Origin of the sequence: Asanoa ferruginea, from assembly GCF_003387075.1 — a bacterium.
GTDB classification, from domain to species: domain Bacteria; phylum Actinomycetota; class Actinomycetes; order Mycobacteriales; family Micromonosporaceae; genus Asanoa; species Asanoa ferruginea.
Genome location: NZ_QUMQ01000001.1, coordinates 8,985,225 through 9,005,729, shown reverse-complemented (window position 1 = coordinate 9,005,729; position 20,505 = coordinate 8,985,225). Strand labels below are relative to the sequence as shown.

General features: G+C 70.9%; 19 protein-coding genes and 1 tRNA gene. 11 read left to right on the top strand and 9 right to left on the bottom strand.

The features are described 5' to 3' along the window. The first annotated feature begins 39 nt into the window (after positions 1–39). From DFJ67_RS41850 to DFJ67_RS41825, 6 genes are all read left to right on the top strand, one after another. A complete protein-coding gene (locus DFJ67_RS41850; RefSeq protein WP_116075278.1) occupies positions 40–474 on the top strand; it encodes a DUF3052 domain-containing protein in 435 nt (144 codons plus the stop codon). Between the two features lie 5 nt (positions 475–479). Further along, positions 480–944, top strand: coding sequence for a peroxiredoxin (locus tag DFJ67_RS41845; protein WP_116075276.1), 465 nt, complete (start codon positions 480–482; stop codon positions 942–944). 34 nt (positions 945–978) lie between these two features. Next, a tRNA-Val gene (locus tag DFJ67_RS41840) sits at positions 979–1,050 on the top strand. Between the two features lie 144 nt (positions 1,051–1,194). After that, positions 1,195–1,722: a GNAT family N-acetyltransferase gene (locus tag DFJ67_RS41835; RefSeq protein ID WP_116075274.1), complete on the top strand. Its 528-nt coding sequence runs from the start codon at positions 1,195–1,197 to the stop codon at positions 1,720–1,722. Positions 1,723–1,789: 67 nt separating this feature from the next. Then, the gene (locus DFJ67_RS41830) at positions 1,790–2,296 is read left to right on the top strand and encodes a SigE family RNA polymerase sigma factor (RefSeq protein ID WP_116075272.1); all 507 of its coding nucleotides are present in this window, start codon (positions 1,790–1,792) and stop codon (positions 2,294–2,296) included. Then, positions 2,293–3,678 carry a hypothetical protein gene (locus DFJ67_RS41825; protein ID WP_116075270.1) on the top strand — a complete coding sequence of 462 codons (1,386 nt, stop codon included), beginning with the start codon at positions 2,293–2,295 and terminating at the stop codon, positions 3,676–3,678. Before DFJ67_RS41830 ends, DFJ67_RS41825 begins: the two co-directional genes overlap by 4 nt. 5 nt (positions 3,679–3,683) lie before the next feature. Here the strand turns inward: DFJ67_RS41825 and DFJ67_RS41820 are convergent, their stop codons facing one another. From DFJ67_RS41820 to DFJ67_RS41815, 3 genes are all read right to left on the bottom strand, one after another. Then, on the bottom strand, positions 3,684–4,043 hold the full coding sequence (locus DFJ67_RS41820; protein ID WP_147315801.1) for a hypothetical protein: 360 nt from the start codon (positions 4,041–4,043) through the stop codon (positions 3,684–3,686). Positions 4,044–4,053: 10 nt separating this feature from the next. Then, positions 4,054–4,254 carry a hypothetical protein gene (locus DFJ67_RS42475; RefSeq protein WP_147315800.1) on the bottom strand — a complete coding sequence of 67 codons (201 nt, stop codon included), beginning with the start codon at positions 4,252–4,254 and terminating at the stop codon, positions 4,054–4,056. Positions 4,255–4,327: 73 nt separating this feature from the next. Further along, positions 4,328–4,903, bottom strand: coding sequence for a hypothetical protein (locus DFJ67_RS41815; protein ID WP_116075266.1), 576 nt, complete (start codon positions 4,901–4,903; stop codon positions 4,328–4,330). 89 nt (positions 4,904–4,992) lie between these two features. Here DFJ67_RS41815 and DFJ67_RS41810 point away from each other — a divergent pair, with 89 nt between their 5' ends. The 4 genes from DFJ67_RS41810 to DFJ67_RS41795 all read left to right on the top strand — a co-directional run bounded on the left by DFJ67_RS41810 (position 4,993) and on the right by DFJ67_RS41795 (position 13,295). Continuing rightward, complete coding sequence (locus tag DFJ67_RS41810) at positions 4,993–5,769, top strand: isocitrate lyase/PEP mutase family protein (protein WP_116075264.1); 777 nt, start codon at positions 4,993–4,995, stop codon at positions 5,767–5,769. Between the two features lie 63 nt (positions 5,770–5,832). Then, the gene (locus DFJ67_RS44515; RefSeq protein ID WP_116075262.1) at positions 5,833–6,372 is read left to right on the top strand and encodes a TetR/AcrR family transcriptional regulator; all 540 of its coding nucleotides are present in this window, start codon (positions 5,833–5,835) and stop codon (positions 6,370–6,372) included. Between the two features lies 1 nt (position 6,373). Then, positions 6,374–8,545, top strand: coding sequence for an MMPL family transporter (locus DFJ67_RS41800; protein ID WP_116075260.1), 2,172 nt, complete (start codon positions 6,374–6,376; stop codon positions 8,543–8,545). A 427-nt stretch (positions 8,546–8,972) separates the two neighbouring features. Beyond that, positions 8,973–13,295, top strand: coding sequence for a galactose-binding domain-containing protein (locus DFJ67_RS41795; RefSeq protein ID WP_239097015.1), 4,323 nt, complete (start codon positions 8,973–8,975; stop codon positions 13,293–13,295). A gap of 72 nt (positions 13,296–13,367) precedes the next feature. Here DFJ67_RS41795 and DFJ67_RS41790 read toward each other — a convergent pair whose 3' ends face one another. From DFJ67_RS41790 to DFJ67_RS41780, 3 genes are all read right to left on the bottom strand, one after another. Then, positions 13,368–14,138: a nuclease-related domain-containing protein gene (locus DFJ67_RS41790; RefSeq protein ID WP_116075258.1), complete on the bottom strand. Its 771-nt coding sequence runs from the start codon at positions 14,136–14,138 to the stop codon at positions 13,368–13,370. A gap of 97 nt (positions 14,139–14,235) precedes the next feature. After that, positions 14,236–14,916 carry a DUF305 domain-containing protein gene (locus DFJ67_RS41785; RefSeq protein WP_116075256.1) on the bottom strand — a complete coding sequence of 227 codons (681 nt, stop codon included), beginning with the start codon at positions 14,914–14,916 and terminating at the stop codon, positions 14,236–14,238. A gap of 329 nt (positions 14,917–15,245) precedes the next feature. After that, positions 15,246–17,231, bottom strand: a complete 1,986-nt coding sequence (locus tag DFJ67_RS41780; protein WP_170216189.1) for an LVIVD repeat-containing protein — start codon at positions 17,229–17,231, stop codon at positions 15,246–15,248. Positions 17,232–17,496: 265 nt separating this feature from the next. Between DFJ67_RS41780 and DFJ67_RS41775 the strand changes: the two genes are divergently transcribed. After that, complete coding sequence (locus tag DFJ67_RS41775) at positions 17,497–18,075, top strand: Lrp/AsnC family transcriptional regulator (RefSeq protein WP_116075252.1); 579 nt, start codon at positions 17,497–17,499, stop codon at positions 18,073–18,075. Here the strand turns inward: DFJ67_RS41775 and DFJ67_RS41770 are convergent. Genes DFJ67_RS41770 through DFJ67_RS41760 form a run of 3 tightly spaced genes read right to left on the bottom strand, consistent with a single transcriptional unit; the run spans position 18,072 to position 20,442 of the window. Continuing rightward, on the bottom strand, positions 18,072–18,845 hold the full coding sequence (locus tag DFJ67_RS41770) for an SDR family oxidoreductase (RefSeq protein WP_116075250.1): 774 nt from the start codon (positions 18,843–18,845) through the stop codon (positions 18,072–18,074). The genes DFJ67_RS41775 and DFJ67_RS41770 overlap by 4 nt on opposite strands. Continuing rightward, a complete protein-coding gene (locus tag DFJ67_RS43135; RefSeq protein ID WP_170216188.1) occupies positions 18,842–19,255 on the bottom strand; it encodes a cupin domain-containing protein in 414 nt (137 codons plus the stop codon). The genes DFJ67_RS41770 and DFJ67_RS43135 overlap by 4 nt, the downstream gene beginning before the upstream one ends. Beyond that, positions 19,252–20,442 carry an aminotransferase-like domain-containing protein gene (locus tag DFJ67_RS41760; RefSeq protein ID WP_170216187.1) on the bottom strand — a complete coding sequence of 397 codons (1,191 nt, stop codon included), beginning with the start codon at positions 20,440–20,442 and terminating at the stop codon, positions 19,252–19,254. Before DFJ67_RS41760 ends, DFJ67_RS43135 begins: the two co-directional genes overlap by 4 nt. Between the last annotated feature and the right edge of the window lie 63 nt (positions 20,443–20,505).

Sequence of the window (20,505 nt, the reverse complement as noted above, 5' to 3'; positions counted from 1 at the left end):
CTTTGCGGGAATCGCAACGAACGAGGGAGGCACGTAACAGTGAGCGCGACCGCTGGTCAGGCCGCCGACGGCGTACGCAGCCTGGCGGACCGGTTCGGGATCGAGCCGGGGATGGTCGTCATGGAGATGGGGTACGACGACGACGTCGACCAGGATCTCCGCGACGCCCTGACCGACCGCTCCGGAGAGTTGGTCGACGAAGACACCGACGAGGTGGTCGACGCGGTGCTGCTCTGGTACCGCGACGGCGACGGCGACCTCTTCGAGATGCTCGTCGACGCACTCGGCCCGCTGGCCGCCAACGGCGTCGTCTGGCTTCTGACGCCCAAGGCCGGCCGCGACGGGCACGTGGAGCCGAGCGAGATCACCGAGTTGGCGCCGACGGCTGGCCTACAGCAGACGTCGACGGTCAACGCCGGCAAGGACTGGAGCGGAGCACGGCTCGTGGTGCCGCGCGGATCCCGCAAGAAGTAGCCACGATGCTCGAGGTCGGCACGCCGGCACCGGACTTCACGCTCAAGGACCAGAACAACCAGGCGGTACGACTGTCGTCGTACCGCGATTCGAGCGCGGTCCTGTTGGTCTTCTACCCGCTGGCGTTCACCGGCACCTGCGGCGGCGAGATGGCCGCCCTCCAGGAGGCGCTGCCGGCGTTCGCCGCCGCGGGCGTCGAGGTGCTGACGGTGAGCGTCGACTCGGCCTACGCGCACAAGATCTGGCTGGGCCGCGAGTCCTGGACGATGCGGATGCTGGCCGACTTCTGGCCACACGGAGCGGTGGCGCAGTCATACGGCGTCTTCAACGAGTCGAAGGGCTACGCCAACCGCGGCACCTTCCTGATCGACCGCTCCGGCGTGATCAGGTGGGCCGAATGCCACGAGCCGAGCGAGTCCCGCGACACGACCGTGTGGCTGGCGGCCGTGGCCAACCTGGACGACGGCTGACCCAGGCCGGGTCGGGTAAGCTTCGCCCGGTCCGGGGCGCGTAGCTCAGCGGAAGAGCACTCGCCTTACAAGCGAGGGGTCGCAGGTTCGAACCCTGCCGCGCCCACAAATGGCTTCCTGGTCCGTGACCGCTTCGCGGGCATGGACCAGGAAGCCATTTGTCATTCCGATTCCGGGGGCGACCCCCGGAGACCCCGCGGTCCGGTGGGCGCGGTCCGCGGGACGGCCCACCCCGGAGGATGCCCCACCCATGCGAACCCACGACGGCCTGGTCACGGAGCGAATTCTGCTGCGCCGCTGGCACGACGACGATCTGGACGCGTTCGCCGAGGTCACCGGTGACCCCGAGGTGATGCGCTGGATCGGCGACGGCCGCGCGTTGGACCGGGAAGCCACCGCGGCGCGGCTCGACGTCTACCGGCGGCACTGGGAAGAACACGGCTTCGGGCTCTATGCCCTCGTCCTGCGGCAGACCGGTGAGCTGGCCGGGTTCACCGGCCTCGCGGTGCCGACGTTCCTGCCCGAGATCCTGCCGGCCGTCGAGATCGGCTGGCGGCTCGGCCAGCGCCACTGGGGACAGGGCCTGGCCACCGAGGCGGCCCGGGCCGTGGTCGCGCACGCGCGCGCCGATCTCGGCCTCGACCGCCTGGTCAGCATCCACCAGGTCGGCAACGACGCCTCCGCCAACGTGATGATCAAGCTCGGCATGCACCTCGACCGCGAGACGCTCGAGCCCGGCTCCGGGCGCGCGGTCCGCGTCTACGCGCTGGACCTCTGACTCAACCTCCCGGCACCCAACCGGCGTCTAACCCCGCGTCCGATGAAGAGGATGACGGGGAGGTGGCGTGGAATCCGGCGATGAACGCTTCCGGCTTTTCGTGCGGGAGCAATGGGGTCCGCTGACCCGGACGGCCTACCTGCTGACGGGCGACCGGGGCACGGCCGAAGACCTGGTGCAGTCGGCACTGGAGAAGACACACCGGCGCTGGGGGCGGGTCGAGTTCCCCGAGGTCTACGTACGCCGGGTGATGGTCAACACCGCCACCTCCTGGTGGCGGCGCCGCCGGCCGATCGAGGTGCCGCTGCTCGCCTCGGACGCGGAGCACACGCCGGACGCCTACGACCGGGTGGAGCAGCGCCAGCAGCTTCTCGCGGCGTTGCGCCAGTTGCCGCCGCGGACCCAGGCGGTCCTGGTGCTCCGCTACTTCGAAGACCTCAGTGAGGCCGACACCGCCCGCGTGCTCGGCTGCTCCATCGGCTCGGTGAAGAGCCAGGCATCGCGCGGCTTGGCCCGGTTGCGGGTCGACTTCGCCGCGCACCCACCCGTGCGACTCCAGGGGGACCCGACATGACGCTGCTCAGTGACACGCTGCGCGAGGCCGCCGCGACGATCGACCCGCCGCAGGACCCGTGGCCGGGATTCGCCCGGCGCGAGCGCGCACACCGCCGCGCGCGCCGGGTCCGCCGGGTGGCGCTCGCCGCCGTGGTCGCCGCCGCCGTCGGGGCGCAGACCAACGTCATCCCGCTGCCCGGCTGGGCACCCGGCATCGCGGTCGCGTCGTCGCCCTGGTCGGCGCTGGCCGGGGAACCACCCCGCGGCTCGCTGACCGCCGACGCGACGTGGTTGGCGGCGTTCCGCGACCGGGTCACCGGCATCCAGAACCCGGACGGTTTCTGGGCGGTGGCCGGCCGCGACCGGATCAAGGTGCTCTACGCCAGCGACGCACCCGGCCGCCGCCTCGCGCTGGTGCTCGTACCGCTGCGGCTCGGCTTCATCACGAGCTGGGAGCTCATCTGGTACGAGGGCCCGGCCGGCGCCGCTCCCGAGCAGATGACCCAGGGCGGCAACGAGGACGCGGGCAACCCGGTCGTGACGCTGACCCAGACCGACGCCGACCACGGCGGCTACGCGCTGGTGATCGGTCCCCGCGACACGACGGTCACGATCAGCGGCGACGCACACTACGCGGCTCGCGGCGTGGTGGAGCGGCGGCAACTCGCGGCCTCCGACGGCACGGGGGTGGGTGTCGCACTCCTGCCGCCGACGCCGCTGCCGCCGGGCCTCGACGCCCGCGTCACCCGCGGCGCGCAGGTGATCTACGAAGGAGCCTTCTCGGGCGGCTGGGGTTCATCGGCCGGTGACCCGTGGCAGCCGAGCACGGCCCAGGTCGCCAGGGCCGTGCACGGCAGCCGCGGTCCCGCGCCGGATCCCGCGATCCTGACCAGCTTCGTGGCGCTGGCCCTCGCCGACAGTCACCTGCCGGCGGCCGGGACGACGGTGCGGCTGCGCTGGTCGGGAACGGTGAACGGGCAGACCGCCGCGCTGCTCACGGTGCAACCGCCGGGCGGCGGCGTGATCGCCTACGCGATGCACGGTGACGCCACGGTCAGCCGCACCGACCTGCGGTTGCTGCTGCCCGCTGACGGCGCCGACCAGCGACCGCTCGGCTGGCGGCTCCGGGCCGAGGGCGGCGACGGCCGCACCGACCAGGTGCGGGTGGCCACGCCGCCGGGCACGGCCACCGCGACGGTGACGATCGCCGGCGGGCCGGCGGTGCCGGTGGCGCTGGACGCGTCGGGCGCCGGCACGGTCGCCATCCCACCGGACCAGCCGGCGACGGTGACCGCGTACGCGCCCGATGGGTCGACCCTGGGCAGCACACCCGTGCCACCCTTCGAGAACGACTCCTCGCGCCTACCCGGCGACACACCGGGCACCCGCATCGTCCCGTGAGTGGCTCAGGCCTGTTCCGGTGGCAGCGCGAAGAGGTCGCCGGTGCGCAGGCAGTCGTAGCCGGGGCGCAACGGTTCGGGCTCGTTGACGGTGATCTGTGAGCGCCAGCCGGCAAGCTCCAGGCCGGGCGTGACCAGCTCGGCGTCGACGGCGTCGCCGACGATCCCGGCGTGCTGCAGGATCGTGTAGATCGCGTCGGCGGCGCAGGTCACCGCCGCCTCGGCGTCGGCGCCCGGCTGCAGTTCGCGATGCAGCCGGCGCGCCTCGGCCAGCAGCCGGGCCGCGTCGGCCACGACGAAGTCGCGGCGGTAGCGCAACGAGATGGTCATGCCGTCGACGAGCGGCTCATCTCCGAGGATGTCCACGGTGGGCACCCTAGCGCTGGTCGCGGTGGGCCCGACACAGCCCGCCGCCGGTGGCGACCGCGCAGCGGGCGCCGTTTCGCTTGGTGCCGCCGCATTGCACGGCGGGGTCGTGCACATGGCACAGGCCGGAGGGGCGCGGCCCGATCGGGCACTGGTAGCCGCGGCGGGTGATCGCCATACAGCGGGCGCGGGTGCGGTGTGGACGGTCCATACGGACGACGCTAGGAACGAGCGGCCGAGACCGAAGCCGGTGCACGGAAAGACGGCCCTACCGACCGGAACCGTTACCGTTCAGCAACCCGGTTCACGTCGCGCTGGACCGGAGCGAGTTTCCCTTCCGCCAACCAGGGCGACTGGGCCACGCTTCCGCCACCCACGGTCAGGCTCGCGCGGGCCGCGACGTAGAACCGGTCCCGGGCGTCATCCACGTCGCGCACCGCGCTGTCCCAGCGCTCCCAGTCGTCGGTGACCCCCAGCGCGAAGAACTCGAGCTGACGCACCGCCTCCCGCCACTCCCGGGCGGCCGCGACGGCGGCCTCGTCGCCCAGCATCAGCACCTTCTCCCACGCCTTCGTGCGTGCCGCGTCGGCGTCGGCCAGCAGGGCCAGGCCCGTCTCGCGGTCGATCCGGTGTGCGAGCGACCCCGGCCGGTCGGCCGCGGTGATCCGGAACAGCAGGGCGTGGATCTCCTTGACCGCCGACGCGTAAGCGACGTACGCGTCCAGGCGGCGCTCGTCCCAGCGCACCGCCAGCGTCCGCCGCCAGCGGGTTCGGTCCGTCAGCGTCGTGGTCAGGATCGTGGCCAGGGTGCCGACGACGACGCCGATCAGGGCCGGAAGCTGAGCGACCAACGTGTCCACACAAGCGAGCGTCGCAGATCACGCCAACCGCGGACGGTCGGGTCCGAAAGCCGCCAGACCCGGGCGGCGGCCGGCGGTTGGCTTGCGGCATGACGAAAACGCATTTCCGTTCGCTGCACCACACCGGACAGCCCCTGGTGCTACCCAACGCCTGGGACGCCGGGAGCGCCCGGTTGATCGAGCAGGCCGGTGCGGCCGCCATCGCCACCACGAGTGCCGGGGTCGCCTGGAGCCTGGGCGCCGGTGATGGCGGTGCGATCGGCCGGCGCGCGGCGGTCGACCTCGTCGCGCGGGTCGTGGCCACCGTCAACGTGCCGGTCACGGCCGACATCGAGGACGGCTACGGCGACGTCGGCGCCACCGTGCGCGGCGTGCTCGACGCGGGCGCGGTCGGGGTCAACCTCGAAGACGGCCTGGCCTCGCCGGCGGAGCACGAGGAACGGATCAGGGCGGCGCGCCGGGTGGGTGACCTGTTCCTGAACGCCCGGGTCGACACCTACCTGCGCGGGCTCGGCGATCCCGCGACCAGGTTGCGGGACACCCTCGATCGGGCGGCCGCCTACGTCGCCGCCGGCGCCGACGGCATCTTCGTTCCCGGCGTGACCGACCGCGAGACGATCGCCGCGCTCGCCGAGCAACTGCCGGCGCCGCTCAACGTGATGGTCGGGCCCGGGTCGCCGACCGTCGACGAACTCGCCGACCTCGGCGTCGCCCGGGTCAGCGTCGGGCCCGCGATCACCTTGGCCGCCTACGCCGCCGCGCGGCGGGCCGCCCGTGAGTTGCTGACCGCCGGCACCTACGACGCGCTCGACGTTGACCTGGGGTTCGCCGAGACGGAGGCGCTGCTGGGTCACCCACACGGGTGACTTGGGTCACTAAACCTGACCGCTCGGTCAGATCCTGACCGAGCGGTCAGGGAGAATGCGTCTGTGGTTCGCATCCGGACACGTGACGAGATCCTTCGGGTCGCGGCGGAGTTGTTCACCCGCTACGGCTTCAAGGGCACGTCGCTGCACGACATCGCCGCCGAGGTGGGGTGTTCCAAAGCGACGCTGCTCTACCACTTCGCGCACAAGGACGCGATCCTGCTGGCTCTGGTCGAGCCGGCCCGGCAGTCGTTGATCGACCTCGTCGCGCGGCTCGCCGGCGTCGACGACAAGGGCATCCGGGTCGCGGCCATCGAAGGGTTCATCGACCTGGTGCTGCGCTACCGGCGCGAGGTCACGTTGATCTACGACGTCACGCCGCAGTTCATGCAGGAGCCGCGGTTCGCCGCGATGCGCGAGTTGACCGACGCGCTGCGCGCCGGGTTCGCCGGGCGCAGTTCCGACCCGGCCGACCAGATCGCCGCGGACGTGCTGCTGGGCGGCATCGCCTCGGTGGCCATCGACGACAAGCGCGACGAGGTGGAACTGCGGCCGGCACTGATCGCGGTGGCCCGGCGCGCTCTCATCCCCGGGAAGGACTGACATGGCAACGCTGCTCTACCGGCTGGGCCGGGCCTCGTTCCGCAGGCGCAAGCTGGTCGTGGTGCTCTGGCTGGTGTTGCTCGCCGCGGTCGGCGGCGCGGCGGTCGCCTTCAAGGGGCCGACCTCGAGCAACTTCACCATGCCGGGCACCGAGTCGCAGCGGGCCATCGACTCGCTCCAGCACGAGTTCCCGGAGGCCAGCGGCGCGGTCGGGGTGATCGTGGTGGCCGCGCCCGACGGGCGCACGCTCGCCGACCCGGCCCTCAAGGCCGCCGTGACAGACCTGGTCACCGAGGCCAAGGGCCTGCCGGGAGTGGTCGGCGCCGTCGACCCGTTCGCCGCGAAGGCGGTCTCGGAAGACGGGCGCTACGGGCTCGTCCAGGTGCAGTTCAACAGCCGGGCAGACGAACTGACCGATGCACAGCGCACGGCGTACGAGCAGACCGGCGCGGGTGCCGAGGCGGCCGGGCTGCGGGTCGGGCACGGCGGTGAGGTGATGAACTCGCCTCCCGAGGTCGGCGGCACCGAGGGCATCGGCGTCGCCATCGCGCTGGTGGTGCTGCTGGTGACGTTCGGGTCGCTGGTCGCCGCCGGCATGACGATGCTCAACGCGCTGATCGGCGTCGGCGCCGGCATGGCCGGGCTGTTCGCGCTGAGCAGCGTCGTCTCGCTCACCAGCGTGACGCCGGTGCTGGCGCTCATGCTCGGCCTCGCGGTCGGCATCGACTATTCGCTGTTCATCACCTCCCGGCACCGCCAGCACCTGGCCGAAGGGCTCGACCCGGAGGACGCGGCGGCCCGCGCGGTCGGCACGGCCGGCTCCGCGGTGGTCTTCGCCGGCATCACGGTGGTCATCGCGCTGGCCGGGCTCGCCGTGGTCGGCATCCCGTTCCTGAGCGCGATGGGCCTGGCCGCGGCCGGCACCGTCGCCGTGGCCGTCCTGGTCGCCATCACGCTGCTGCCCGCGCTGCTCGGGTTCGCCGGCGCGAAGGTGCTGCCGCGCCGCCAGCGGGGTGCGGCGCCGCACGCGCACAAGGAGGGCTTCGGCTTCCGCTGGGCGCGGCTGGTCACCCGGGCCCGGATCCCCGTGCTCGTGATCGGCATCCTCGGTCTCGGCGCGCTCGCGCTGCCGGCCGCCGACATGCGGCTGGCCCTGCCCGATGCCGGCTCGGGTCCGGTCGGCACTCCCGCCCGGGAGGCGGCCGACCTCGTCAAGGAGGGCTTCGGCCCGGGCTTCAACGGCCGCCTGACGCTGGTGGTCTCGAGCCCGTCGGCGGAACAGACCGCCGCGGCGGTCGACAAGGTCGCGCCGGCCCTCGGCGGCACGCCCAACCTGGTCACCATCACGCCGGCGACGTTGAGCGGCGACAAGCGGACCGCCCTGCTGGGCATCATCCCGAAGGAAGGCCCGACCGCGGCGAGCACCGAGACGCTGGTGCACGACGTGCGGGCCAAGACACACGGGCTCGGTGGTGCCGACGTCGCGGTGACCGGGCAGACCGCGGTCGGCGTCGACGTCTCGGAGAAGCTCTCCGACGCGCTCCCGGTCTATCTGCTGATCGTCGTCGGGCTCTCCGTACTCCTGCTGATGGTGGTCTTCCGCTCCCTGCTCGTGCCCTTGAAGGCGGCGCTCGGCTTCCTGCTCACCGTCGGCGCGACCTTCGGCATCACCGTCTGGATCTTCCAGGACGGGCACCTGGCCAGCCTGGTCGGCGTCAGCACGCCCGGGCCGCTGATCAGCTTCCTGCCGATCCTGCTGGTGGGCATCCTGTTCGGACTGGCGATGGACTACGAGGTGTTCCTCGTCTCCCGGATGCGTGAAGACCACGTGCACGGCGCCGGTGCGCAGGAGGCGACGATCTCGGGGATGGGCCACGGTGCGCGGGTGGTGACCGCGGCCGCCCTGATCATGACGAGCGTCTTCGCCGGCTTCGTGCTGATCGACGATCCGATCATCAAGTCGATCGGGTTCGCGCTGGCGATCGGCGTGATGATCGACGCGTTCGTGGTGCGGATGACGATCGTGCCGGCGGTCATGTCACTGCTCGGCCGGGGCGCCTGGTGGTTGCCGCGCTGGCTCAACCGGGCGCTGCCCAACGTCGACATCGAGGGCGAGAAGCTCCGCGCGGAGCTGGACGCCCCGGTCGAGGAGCGGGTGCCGGTCGGAGTCTGAGGGGTCGCCGACCGGACCCGCTCCACGGCCTCAACGGCCGAGCGAAAACAGATCGGTGGGTACGCCCAGGCCGCGGATGATCGTGTCGACGACCCGCGCGGCCTGGGCGTCCACCATGTACGGCCACTCCGCCCCCGGACGGGGCGACCCGCGCGACCACGCCGGGGCCCGCCGCGGGGTCTTTTACCGCCAGGCGAAGCCGGCGGGCATCGATTGTCGTGGACATGTTGACGGTCCCGTAGCACGTCGGTAACCTTTGGCCAACTTGCCGCAAGATTGCGACAAAGCTCTGCAAGCTTTGTCGCGCAGCTCTGGAATTTTCGCGCAGCGCACCGCTCCAAGCCGTTCCACCGGCTCCGTGCCGACTTCCGCCCCTCCCCGGACGCCGTGCGCCCGGGGAGAAGTCCCCACTGCGAAAAGGACAGCGATGAGACCATCCAGACTCCGGGTGGTGGTGGCGACCGCGGTCGCCGCTGCCCTGGTCACCATGGGTTGGCAGGTGCCGGCCGCCGCGGCCGGCGGGCCCAACCTCGCCCTGGGCAAGACCGCCTCGGCCAGCTCGACCAACAACGGCTTCGTGCCCGGCAACCTCAACGACGGCAACGCCGGCAGCTACTGGGAGAGCTCCGGCGCGCTGCCGCAATGGGCGCAGATCGACCTCGGCGCCAGCACCAGCGTCGACCAGGTGGTGCTCAAGCTGCCCGGCGGTTGGGGTGCCCGCAACCAGACCGTCACGCTCCAGGGCAGCACCGACGGCAGCACGTTCAGCACCGTCGTCGGATCGGCCTCCTACGCGTTCAACCCGGCCAGCGGCAACGCGGTGACGATCAACTTCACCGCGACCAGCATCCGGTACGTGCGGGCCAGCATCGGGGCCAACACCGGTTGGGGCGCGGCGCAGCTCTCCGAGTTCGAGGTCTACGGCGCCGGCGGGACCGGCACCGGCAACCTGGCGCAGGGCAAGTCCACGGCCGAGAGCGGACACTCCGACGTGTACGGCTCCGGCAACGTCGTCGACGGCAACCAGGGCAGCTACTGGGAGAGCGTCAACAACTCGTTCCCGGAGTGGGTGCAGGTCGACCTCGGCTCCACCCAGGCGGTCAACCGCGTGGTGCTCAAGCTGCCCACCTCCGGCTGGGGCACCCGCACCCAGACGCTGAGCGTGCAGGGCAGCACCAACGGCACGTCGTTCACCGACCTGGCCGGCTCGCAGACCTACACGTTCAACCCCGCCGTGGCCGGCAACTCGGTGACCATCACGTTCACCCAGGCCAACACCCGCTACGTGCGGATCAACATCACCGCCAACAGCGCCTGGCCCGCGGGCCAGCTTTCCGAGGTCGAGGTGTACGGGCCGACCGGCACCCCGACCGACACCACGCCACCGAGCGTGCCGGGCACCCTGTCCTACTCGGTCTCGGGCACGACGGTCACGCTGAACTGGGGCGCGTCCACCGACAACTCGGGCGGCAGCGGCCTGGCCGGCTACAACGTCTACCGCGACGGCGCGCTGATCGCGTCGGCCGGCACCGGCACGTCCTACCAGGACAGCCAGCCGGCGACCGCCACCGTGTCCTATTTCGTGCGGGCAAGGGACAACGCCGGAAACCTGTCGGGCAACAGCAACACGGTGACCCGCACCGGCACCGCGCCCGGTGACACCACGCCGCCGAGCGTGCCGGGGACGCTGTCCTACTCGGTCTCGGGCACGACGATCACGCTCAACTGGGGCGCCTCGACCGACAACTCCGGTGGCAGCGGGCTCGCGGGCTACAACGTCTACCGCAACGGTGCGCAGATCGCGACGGCCGGCACCGGCACGTCCTATCAGGACAGCCAGCCGGCGACGGCCACCGTCTCCTACTTCGTGCGGGCCCGGGACAACGCGGGCAACCTGTCGGGCAACAGCAACACCGTCACCCGCACCGGCACGCAGCCGCCCGGCTGCACCAACGTGTCCGCGGGCAAGACGATGTCGGCGACCGGCTCGACCTTCACCTTCACCCCGGACAAGGCCAACGACGGTCAGCTCGCCACCTACTGGGAGGGCGCGGCCGCCTATCCGCAGGACCTGACCGTGGCGCTGGGCGCCAACCACGTCATCACCGGCGTCAACGTCAAGCTCAACCCGGACGCGTCCTGGGGCACCCGTACCCAGAACATCCAGGTCCTCGGTCGTGACCAGGCCGGCTCGACGTTCACCAGCCTGGTGGCGGCGGCCAACTACCAGTTCGTCCAGGGCAACAACGTCGTCGCGATCCCGGTCTCGGCGACCACCGCTGACGTGCGGCTGCGCTTCACCTCCAACACCGGTGCCCCGTCGGGACAGGTCGCGGAGTTCGAGGTCTGCGGCACCCCGGCGCCCAACCCCGACCTGGTGGTCAGCTCGGTGAGCTGGACGCCAACCTCGCCCAACGAGACCAGCGCGATCACGCTGTCGGCCACGGTGCAGAACGCGGGCACCGCGGCGGCCGGCGCGACCACCGTCAACTTCAGCCTCGGCGGCCTGGTCGTCGGCTCGGCCAACGTCGGCGCCCTGGCGGCCGGCGCGGCACAGACCGTCACGTTCAACGCCGGCACCCGCGCCCAGGGCAGCTACGCGGTGACGGCGGTCGTCGACCCGACCAACACGGTCGTCGAGCAGAACGACACCAACAACAGCACGACGGCGTCGGCGCAACTCGTCGTCGCCCAGGCGCCGGGCCCGGACCTACAGGTCACCGGGATCACCACGAACCCGGCCAACCCCGCGGTCGGCGCGCAGGTCAGCTTCACGGTGTCGGTCAACAACCGCGGCACCTCCGCGGCGGCCGCGTCGGTGACCCGGGTGACCGTCGGCTCGACCACGCTCAACACCAACACCGGCTCGATCGCGGCCGGCAGCACCGCCACCGTGGCGGTCACCGGCACCTGGACCGCGACCAGCGGTGGGGCGACCATCACGGCGACGGCCGACGCGACCAACGTGGTGGCGGAGACCAACGAGGGCAACAACACGCGTACCCAGGCGATCGTGGTCGGTCGTGGCGCCGCGACGCCGTTCACCTCCTACGAGGCGGAAAACGGCCAATACACCGGCACGCTGATCGAAGCCGACGCGTTGCGCACGTTCGGGCACACCAACTTCGGCACCGAGTCGTCGGGCCGCAAGTCGGTGCGGCTGACCAGCCAGGGCCAGTACGTGCAGTTCACCTCGACCGTGCCGACCAACTCGATCGTGGTGCGCAACTCGATCCCGGACAGCGCGGGCGGCGGCGGCACCACGGCGACGATCAGCCTCTACGCCAACGACCAGTTCGTGCAGAAGCTGACGCTCTCGTCGCGCAACAGTTGGCTCTACGGGCTGACCGACGACACCGAGAGCCTGTCCAACACCCCGCAGGCCAACGCGCGCCGGCTCTTCGACGAGTCGCACGCGCTGCTGGCGCAGTCCTACCCGGCCGGCACCCGGTTCAAGCTCCAGAAGGACAACGGTGACGACGCGGCGTTCTACTACCTCGACCTGGTCGACCTCGAGCAGGTCGCGCCGCCGCTGAGCCAGCCGGCGGGCTGCACCTCGATCACGTCCTACGGCGCGGTGCCGAACGACAACGTCGACGACTCGGGCGCGATCCAGCGCGCGGTCACCGACGACGAGAACGGCGTGATCAGCTGCGTCTGGATTCCCGCCGGGCAGTGGCGGCAGGAGCAGAAGATCCTGTCGCCGGACCCGACCCGCGGGCAATACAACCAGAAGGGCATCCGCAACGCCGTGATCCGCGGCGCCGGCATGTGGCACACGGTGCTCTACACCAACACCGAGCCGCAGAACGTGGTCGGCAACATCAACCACCCGCACGAAGGCAACGTCGGGTTCGACATCGACGACAACACCCAGATCTCCGACCTGGCCATCTTCGGGATGACCACCAACCGGGCCAACCGCGGCCACGGCATCAACGGCCGGCTGGGCAAGAACACGAAGATCAGCAACGTCTGGATCGAGCACGTCAACGTCGGCGCCTGGGTCGGCCGCGACTACTCGGACACGCCGGCCTACTGGAACCCCGGCGACGGGCTCGACTTCTCGGGGATGCGGATCCGCGACACCTACGCCGACGGCATCAACTTCGCCAACAGCACGCGCAACTCGCGGGTCTTCAACTCCTCGTTCCGCACCACCGGCGACGACTCGCTGGCAGTCTGGTCGAGCACCTATGTCAAGGACCAGTCCGTCGACATCGGCCACGACAACCACTTCACGAACAACACGGTGGCGCTCCCGTGGCGGGCCAACGGCATCGCCATCTACGGCGGCTACGGCAACACCATCGAGAACAACCTGGTGTACGACACGATGAACTACCCCGGCATCATGCTGGCGACCGACCACTCGCCGCAGCCGTTCAGCGGCACGACGACGATCGCCAACAACGGGATCTTCCGCTCCGGCGGCGCGTTCTGGAGTGAGGCGCAGAAGTTCGGCGCGATCACCCTGTTCGCACCGGGCCAGCCAATCCCCGGGGTCATCATCCGCGACACGGAGATCGTCGACTCGACCTACGACGGCATCCAGTTCAAGACCGGCGGCGGGCGAGTCACCGCCACGATCACCAACGTCCGGATAGACAAGTCCAACAACGGAGCCGGCATCCTCGCGATGAGCGGCGCCCAGGGCACCGCCACCCTGTCCAACGTCACCATCACCAACTCGGCAACCGGCGACATCGTCCGGGAGCCCGGCACCCAGTTCACCATCACCACGCAGTAGCTCTGCTCCACGGAACGGCGCGCGCCCCGGTGGACGGCACCGGGGCGCGCGTCTGTCTCCGGCGGGCGATGGCTACAGGCGGCGGTCGCGGCGGCGTTGGTGGAAGGCGTGGTCGCGGCGGACCAGGTCGGCGATCTCGGGCGCGGCCAGCGGCGCCGCGTAGCGGGCCAGCGCTTCCAGCAGATGGGTCGGCTCGGTGCCGACCAGGCTGACCGTCGGGTCCTGGCACCGCCCCAGCTGGGCCTGCTCGTGCAGCAGCACGACCGCGGTGCGCACCTGCACGTCGTGGCGGTTGCGGCGCAGCCAGGCCGCGAGGTCGTCGGCGATGTCGTTGACCTGGCGGGCCCAACTCCGCCCGCCGTCGACGGCCCAGCCGGTCTCGATGCTGCGGCCGCGGGCGTCGAGTTTCTCCCACCACCACCGGTCACCGACGGCGTGCAGCCGGATCCGCCGCCGCTTGACCGCCACCGCCCAGATGCCCTGCGGCCCGACCAGCACGTGGTCGGTCTCGCCGCGCCGGTTGCGGTAGCCGCGCAGCATCACCCACTCGTCGGGCAGCACGCCGAGCGCGGCGGTCAGCGGATCCTCGCCCCACCCGGCGCCCGCACGATCCTCCCGGGCGAGCAGGACCTCCTGCCAGCTTCCGCCGGGCGACCCGGGCCGCTCGCCGGCGGGCGCGGCGCCGCGCACCCGCTGCCAGAGCGACTTCGCCCGATGCACGGCCCGCAGATGCGCCCAGGCTTGCTGGTATTCGAGCTGCCACCCCGCGACGGCGCCGCGCAACCGGTCGCGGGATCCCCGCAACAACGCGCCGCCGTGGTCGGAGAGCATCTCGACGCGCATCGGGGCACTCCCTCCGCATCGACGAATCCACGTATTTCTATCACCTTGGGTGGCCAGATCGCTACCCAACGTGACGGATTCGATGCGGAGCGGGGGTTCAGCCAAGCATGTCCTGCATCCGGCGGATCTCGATGGACTGGTCGGCGGTGACCTCGCGGGCCACCCGGTCACTGGCCGACTCGACGCCGCCACCGGCCTGGTAGAGCTGGTTGACCATGGTCAGCGCGCCCTCGTGGTGGCGGATCATCAACTGGAGGAACAGCGTGTCGAAGGCCGGCCCATTGGCCGCCGCCAGCCGGTCGAGGTCGGTGGCGTCGAGCATGCCGGGCATCAGCCCGCCGTGGCCGACGTGGTTCTGGTGCGGCTCGGGAAGCGCCTCGCCGCGGTCGACGAGCCACTGCTGGAGCTGGGCGATCTCGTCCTTCTGCGACACCTCGATCCGCTTGGCGAGCTGCGGGATGTCGGCGCTCGCGCTGCGGCCGGAGACCAGCGCGGTCAACTCCAGGGCCTGGAGGTGGTGCGTGATCATCTTCTGCATGAAGTCGGTGTCGGCCGGCGCGTGCGGCGGCGCGGAGATCCGCGCGACCTCGTCGGGCGACAGGGTGCGCGAGGACGCGCCGGGCGCACCGGGCTGAACCACCCGGACCGGCGGCCCGGCGGCGGGACTGGCGGCGGGGGAGTCATCGCGGGTGACCGCGATCGCGACACCGACGCCCGCGGCGACAACGGCGACGGCGATGAACGAGACGACGGTACGGCGGCTGAGCGGTTGCGGCATGGATCCTCGAACTGTTCCGGAGTGCACGGGCAGGACGGCCTTCACGAGGCTTTGCTCTGCACCCCCGTGGGAAGCGCCCGAGCGCTCGCGCGCTTCCTGCAAGGGTGCAGAGCACTTGCTCTGCACCCTTGCAGGAAGCGGACGAGCGCTCGGATGCTGCCTACAGGGGTGCAGAGCAAAGGTCGGGGCGCCCACCCCGCGGGGGGAGCGGAGCGGGCGCCCCGACCTGGTGCGGACGTCGCTGCGCGGTCCGGGGGGATGGCCCGCGCGGTGCGGCGTCCGCCGCCCACCGGTCGCGGCGCCCCGAGGGAGCGCCGCGACCGGGTGACCTAGTCCAGGCTGGCGCACTGGCCGGCGGCCAGCCCACGCACCGTGTTCCGGGAGCCGACGTTGATCGGCGCCGGGGTGTTGCCGGAGCAGGACAGGATGCCGTTGACCTCGTTGCCGGCGATGACCGGCTCGACGCCCGGCGTGCGGGCGCCGCTCAGCGAGACCGCGCCCCGGATCGTCGAGTCGACGACCGCCAGGCTGCCGGTCGTGCCGCTGACCGAGACGGCACCGTTGACCGACGTGTCGTAGAGGTGCAGCGCCGACGCCGAGGCCGACGAGAGCGCGCCGCTGATCGACGAGTTGATCGACAGCAGCGAGGCACCCGGCCGCACCGTGATCGCGCCGCGGACGGTGGCACCGTCGAGGCAGGTCACTCCGTCGACCACCAGCGCGCCGTTGCGGTTGCCGGTGATCGTCGAGGTGCAGGTGCGGGCGAGCTGGTCGTAGCGGGCCCGTGCGGTCGCCAGGCTCGGCGTCCAGGTGATCTTCTGCTGGTGTTGCGCGTTGACCCGCGGCACCTGCACCTCGCGCGCGGCCTGCACCTCGGCGGCGGTCAGCTCGCCGCTCGGCTTGAGGCCGAAGGTGTCGAAGCCACGGGCGATCTCACTGCCGTAGATCTGGCCGTTGTACCAGTAGGCCGACCAGAAACCCGCGAGCGAGAGCTGGTTGGGGTTGAGCGGCCCACGGTCGAAGAAGGCGATCTCCTTCGGGTGTGCCGAGTCGGTGAAGTCCATCAGCGACAGACCACCCTGGTACCACGCCTGGACCATGATGTCGCGGCCCGGGACGGGAACCAGCGACCCGTTGTGTGCCACGCAGTTCTCCTGCACCGTCTGCGGCACCGGCAGCTTGTAGTAGCTGCGGAACTGCATCTTCCCGTCGACGATGTCGAAGATGGCGTCGGCGCCCCACTCCGGCAGGTCGGTGTCTCGGCACCGGGCACCGGTGCCACCGCCCCACTCGTCGGTGAAGACGACCTTGGTGCCGTCGTTGTTGATCGTCGCCGAGTGCCAGTAGGCGAAGTTCGGGTCGGCGACCTCGTCGAGCCGCTTCGGGTTGGCGGGGTCGGAGATGTCGATCAGGATGCCGTTGCCCTCACAGGCGCCGGCCGCGAGGCCCAGTGCCGGGTAGGACGTGATGTCGTGGCAGGCGTCGGTGACCGGCGACGGGCTCCAGTTGCTGCCCGACGGGTGGCGCGGCGCCGGCGGCTGGTTCTGCAGGCCGTCGACCGCCCCGGTGGTCTCGTCGGCGAACAGCCGCGGGTTGTTGACCACGGCCGCCGTCTCGGGAGCCGCGATCGGCACCTTGATGACGTCGATCCGCCAGCGCGACGGGTTGTCGCCGGCCGCCGGGTTGTTGTTGCAGCCGGCCAGGCCGTCGCCGCGGACACCGGCGGTGCCGGACACGTACACGTAGACGTTTGACGCGTCCTTGGGGTCGGTGACCAACGAGTGCGTGTGCGAGCCACGGCAGAGCTGGACGGCCGCCACCTGCTGCGGGTTGGCGATGTCGCTGATGTCGAAGACGCGGACACCCTGGAAGCGCTGGCCGACGGTCGCGTCGGTGCCGCAGTCGACCCGGCCGCGGGTCTCCTCGACCGACATGAAGAGCAGGTCACCGTAAACGGAGACGTCGCCCTGACCACCCGGGCAGATCACGTTGGAGACGATGGACGGCGCGGACGGGTTCGACACGTCGTAGACGGTGAAGCCGTTGTAGCCGCCCATGAACGCGTGGTTGCCGCTGAACGCCAGGTCGGAGGCGACGTAGGAGAAGTTGGACGGGTTGGCCGGGTCGAAACTACCGGCCGGCTTGTCGACGTGGGCGAGGTGCTCGATGTTGCTCGCCGCCTCTTGGGCATCGAGCCAGCCTCCGCCAAGACCGATCCGTGGATCGGGGTCGGCGGCGGCGACGCCCGGCATCAACGCCAGGGCGAGCAGGGCCGCCGCGGTAACGGCGAAGCCCTTTCTAAGGGAAGGAGCCATGCGGAGCCTCTCGGGGCAGGGGGACCCAACAGTCGCGGTCGCGGTAACGACCGCCTCGCTCCGGGACACGTTATATCGAACAGTGGGCATTCGATAATGCCTACGGGGTAACTTCCTCGGGTTTTGGCACACGTACGCCAGCCGGCAAGCCCGACACTCCGTACAACCGCCAACGAATAACCGCCCCGGGCGCACGCATGATCAGGCCACCGGCCACAAGAGACAGCGGGGCCATCGGGGCGCCGGCCGAAAAGCCTTCTTTGACATGGTCGCGGCGGTGTTATTGGATTCCGGCGTGACGGAAGACGCGCGTAAAAAGCGCAGCCCGCTGGCCGCGATCGCGGATGTGGTGAGCACGCCGGTTCCACCGGCCGCGCTTGACGCCATCGACCTTCGCCTCCTGGAGCTGCTCGTCCAGGATGCCCGCACGAGCCAGCGCGGCCTGGCCCGTGAGCTGCAGATGTCGCCGCCCGCGGTGGGTGACCGGATCGCGCGGCTGGAGCGGCTCGGGGTGATCCGCGGCTATCGCGCCGATATCGACTGGGGCGCGCTCGGCTTTCCGATGCAGGTTTTCCTCTCCGTTATCGCGGCCACCGACCAGGCCGCGATAATTCGCGCGCTGCATGCCATTCCCGAGGTCGAAGAAGTCAGCGTGGTGACCGGCTCGATCGACCTGCTGGCCCGGCTGCGGGTGCGCGACCAGGCCCACCTGCGCGCGATCCTGCTCGAAGGGATCTGGCAGATCCCCGGCGTCTCCCGCACCGAGACGCTGCTCAGCCTCGCCGAGACACCGCGCAAAGACTTCGTCAACGGCCTGATCGCGGAGCTTCGCGAAAACCCCTAGGAATACTTGCCCATGCCGCCCGCGACGTCGATCGAGGTGCCGGTGATGTAGCTCGCCCGGTCGCTGGCCAGGAAGGCGACCAGGCCGGAGACCTCGTCGACGGCGCCGAAGCGGCCCAGGGGCACTTCTTCGGCGGCCAGTTTCGCGAAGAACTCGTCGGGGGTCAGTGAGGGTGCGCGGCGGGCGCGGATGTTCTCCCACTGCGGCGTGACCACGAAGCCGATGTTGACGCTGTTGACCAGGATCTGCTCCGGGCCGTACTGCTGGGCCAGGACCTTGGTCAGGTTGTGGCACGCCGCCCGGTTGACCGAGGTGGCGAAGAACGCCGGGTCGGGATAGCGGGCGTACACCGCGTTGATGTTGATCACCCGGGGAGCGGCGCTGCGCCGCAGGTGGGGCAGGGCCGCGCGGGTGCAGCGGATCTGGGAGAACAGCTTCACGTCGAGGTCGCGCTTCCAGTCCTCGTCGGTCAGGTCCTCGAAGCCGCCGGGATGGGCGCCGCCGGCGTTGTTGACCAGGATGTCGATGCCACCGCGTTCGGCGGCCGCCGCGGCGACCAACGCTTCGACGGCGGCCGGGTCGGTGACATCGCAGACGTGACCCGAGACGGCACCGTCGAGCGACTTGGCAGCAGCAGCAACCTCATCGGGGGTACGCGCGCAGATCGTCACCGCCGCCCCCTCGGCCAGCAACTCCGCCGCTATCGCGTAGCCGATGCCCTTGCTGCCACCGGTGACCAGCGCGTGCCGGCCGGACAGGCCGAGCTTCACGAGTCGCCCTTCTCGATGGCGGCGCGGGCCTGGTCGAGCAGCGTCGCGCGGGGCGGGGTGAAGAAGTCAACCTCCAGGCACGGCGTGCCGGTGGTGCGGGCGCCGTGTGGCACCCACGGCGGGATCACCGCGACATCTCCGGGCGTCAGGATCCGGACCTCGCCGTCGATCTCGAACTCGATCTCCCCTTCCAGGACGAGGACGACCTGCTCCTCCTCGTGGGTGTGCCGGGGTGCTTCGGCGTGCGCGTCGAAGGTGACGAAGTTGAGCAGGCTCTTCTCACCCAACACCGGCTGGAAGTTGAGCCCGGGCAGGATCTCGTAGGGGTCGATCTTGGTGCGGTCGACGAAGCGGCCGGGCGTGGTGGGGGTGCCGCCCTCGCTGCCGAAGTGCGATTCCGCGTTGCTCACAAGGATCCTCCAGAAGACGACAACAACAGGCCGAGCCGCCGGGTGCCTTCGGCGATCTCGTCGGGGGTGGTGGCGCTGAACGCCAACCGCAACGCGTGATGCGTGGAACGGCCGGCGTAGAACGGGGCGCCGGGCACGAACGCGACACCAAGGTCGCGGGCCCGGGGCAGCAAAGCCGCGGTGTCCAAACCAACCGGCCCGGTCACCCAGGCGAAGAACCCACCGCGCGGAGAGGTCCACGAGAACCCCGGCGGCAGGTGCGCGGACAGGCCCGCGTCCATCGCCGCCCACCGCGCCGCATAGGTCCGCCGGGCCAACGGCAACTGCGTGTCGAGGCCACCATCTTGCAGGAACGCTTCGGCCAGCCACTGGCCGAACCCGCTCGCGCACTGGTCGGAGTTCTGCTTCGCCCGCACGAGATGCGGGATCAACGCCGCCGGCCCGGCCGCCCAGCCCAGCCGTACCCCCGGAAAAAGGATCTTCGAGAAGGTCCCGACCTGCACCACGACATCGGGCGCGAGCGACCACAACGACGGCCGCTGCTCGTCGGTGAAACCCAACTCCCGGTAGGCGACGTCTTCGACCACCAACAGGCCATGCTGACGAGCCAGCTCGACCAGGGCATGCCGCCGTTCCGTCGACAACCAGGCACCGGTCGGGTTCTGGAAGTCCGGGATCACGTAGAGCAGCTTCGGCACCGGCCCGGAAGCCAGCGCCGCGGCCAACGCGGCAGGGTCGAGCCCGTCCTCGTCAGCGGCCACCACATCGATCTGGGCCTCGAAACCGCTGAACGCGGTGATCGCGCCCAGGTAGGTCGGCGACTCGACCAACACCCGGTCACCGGGGTCGAGCAGCGTGCGGCAGATCAGCTGAAGCGCCTCGATGCCGCCGCTGGTCACCATCAGCGCGTCCGGGGCGGCGCCCTGGGACGCCTTGATCCAGGACGCCAGCGCCGTGCGGAACGAGGCCAGCCCCTCGGTCGGCGTGTATTGCAGCGCGACCCCGGCCGAACCGCCGAGCTCTTCGAGGACGAGGTCACGCACGAACGACGACGGGAAGATCTCCGGTGCCGGGAAGCCGCCGGAGAACGTGATCAGGCCGGGCGCGTTGACCAGTGACAGAATCGCGCTCAGCTCGTCGCCGCTGCCGGCGGCCCGGCGGGCCAGGCGTAGGTCGAGATCGGTCACGGCGGCCTCCGGAGGAGCAAGCGTTCGGTCGGTGACCGTAACATCGGGCCAACCGAAAGACCA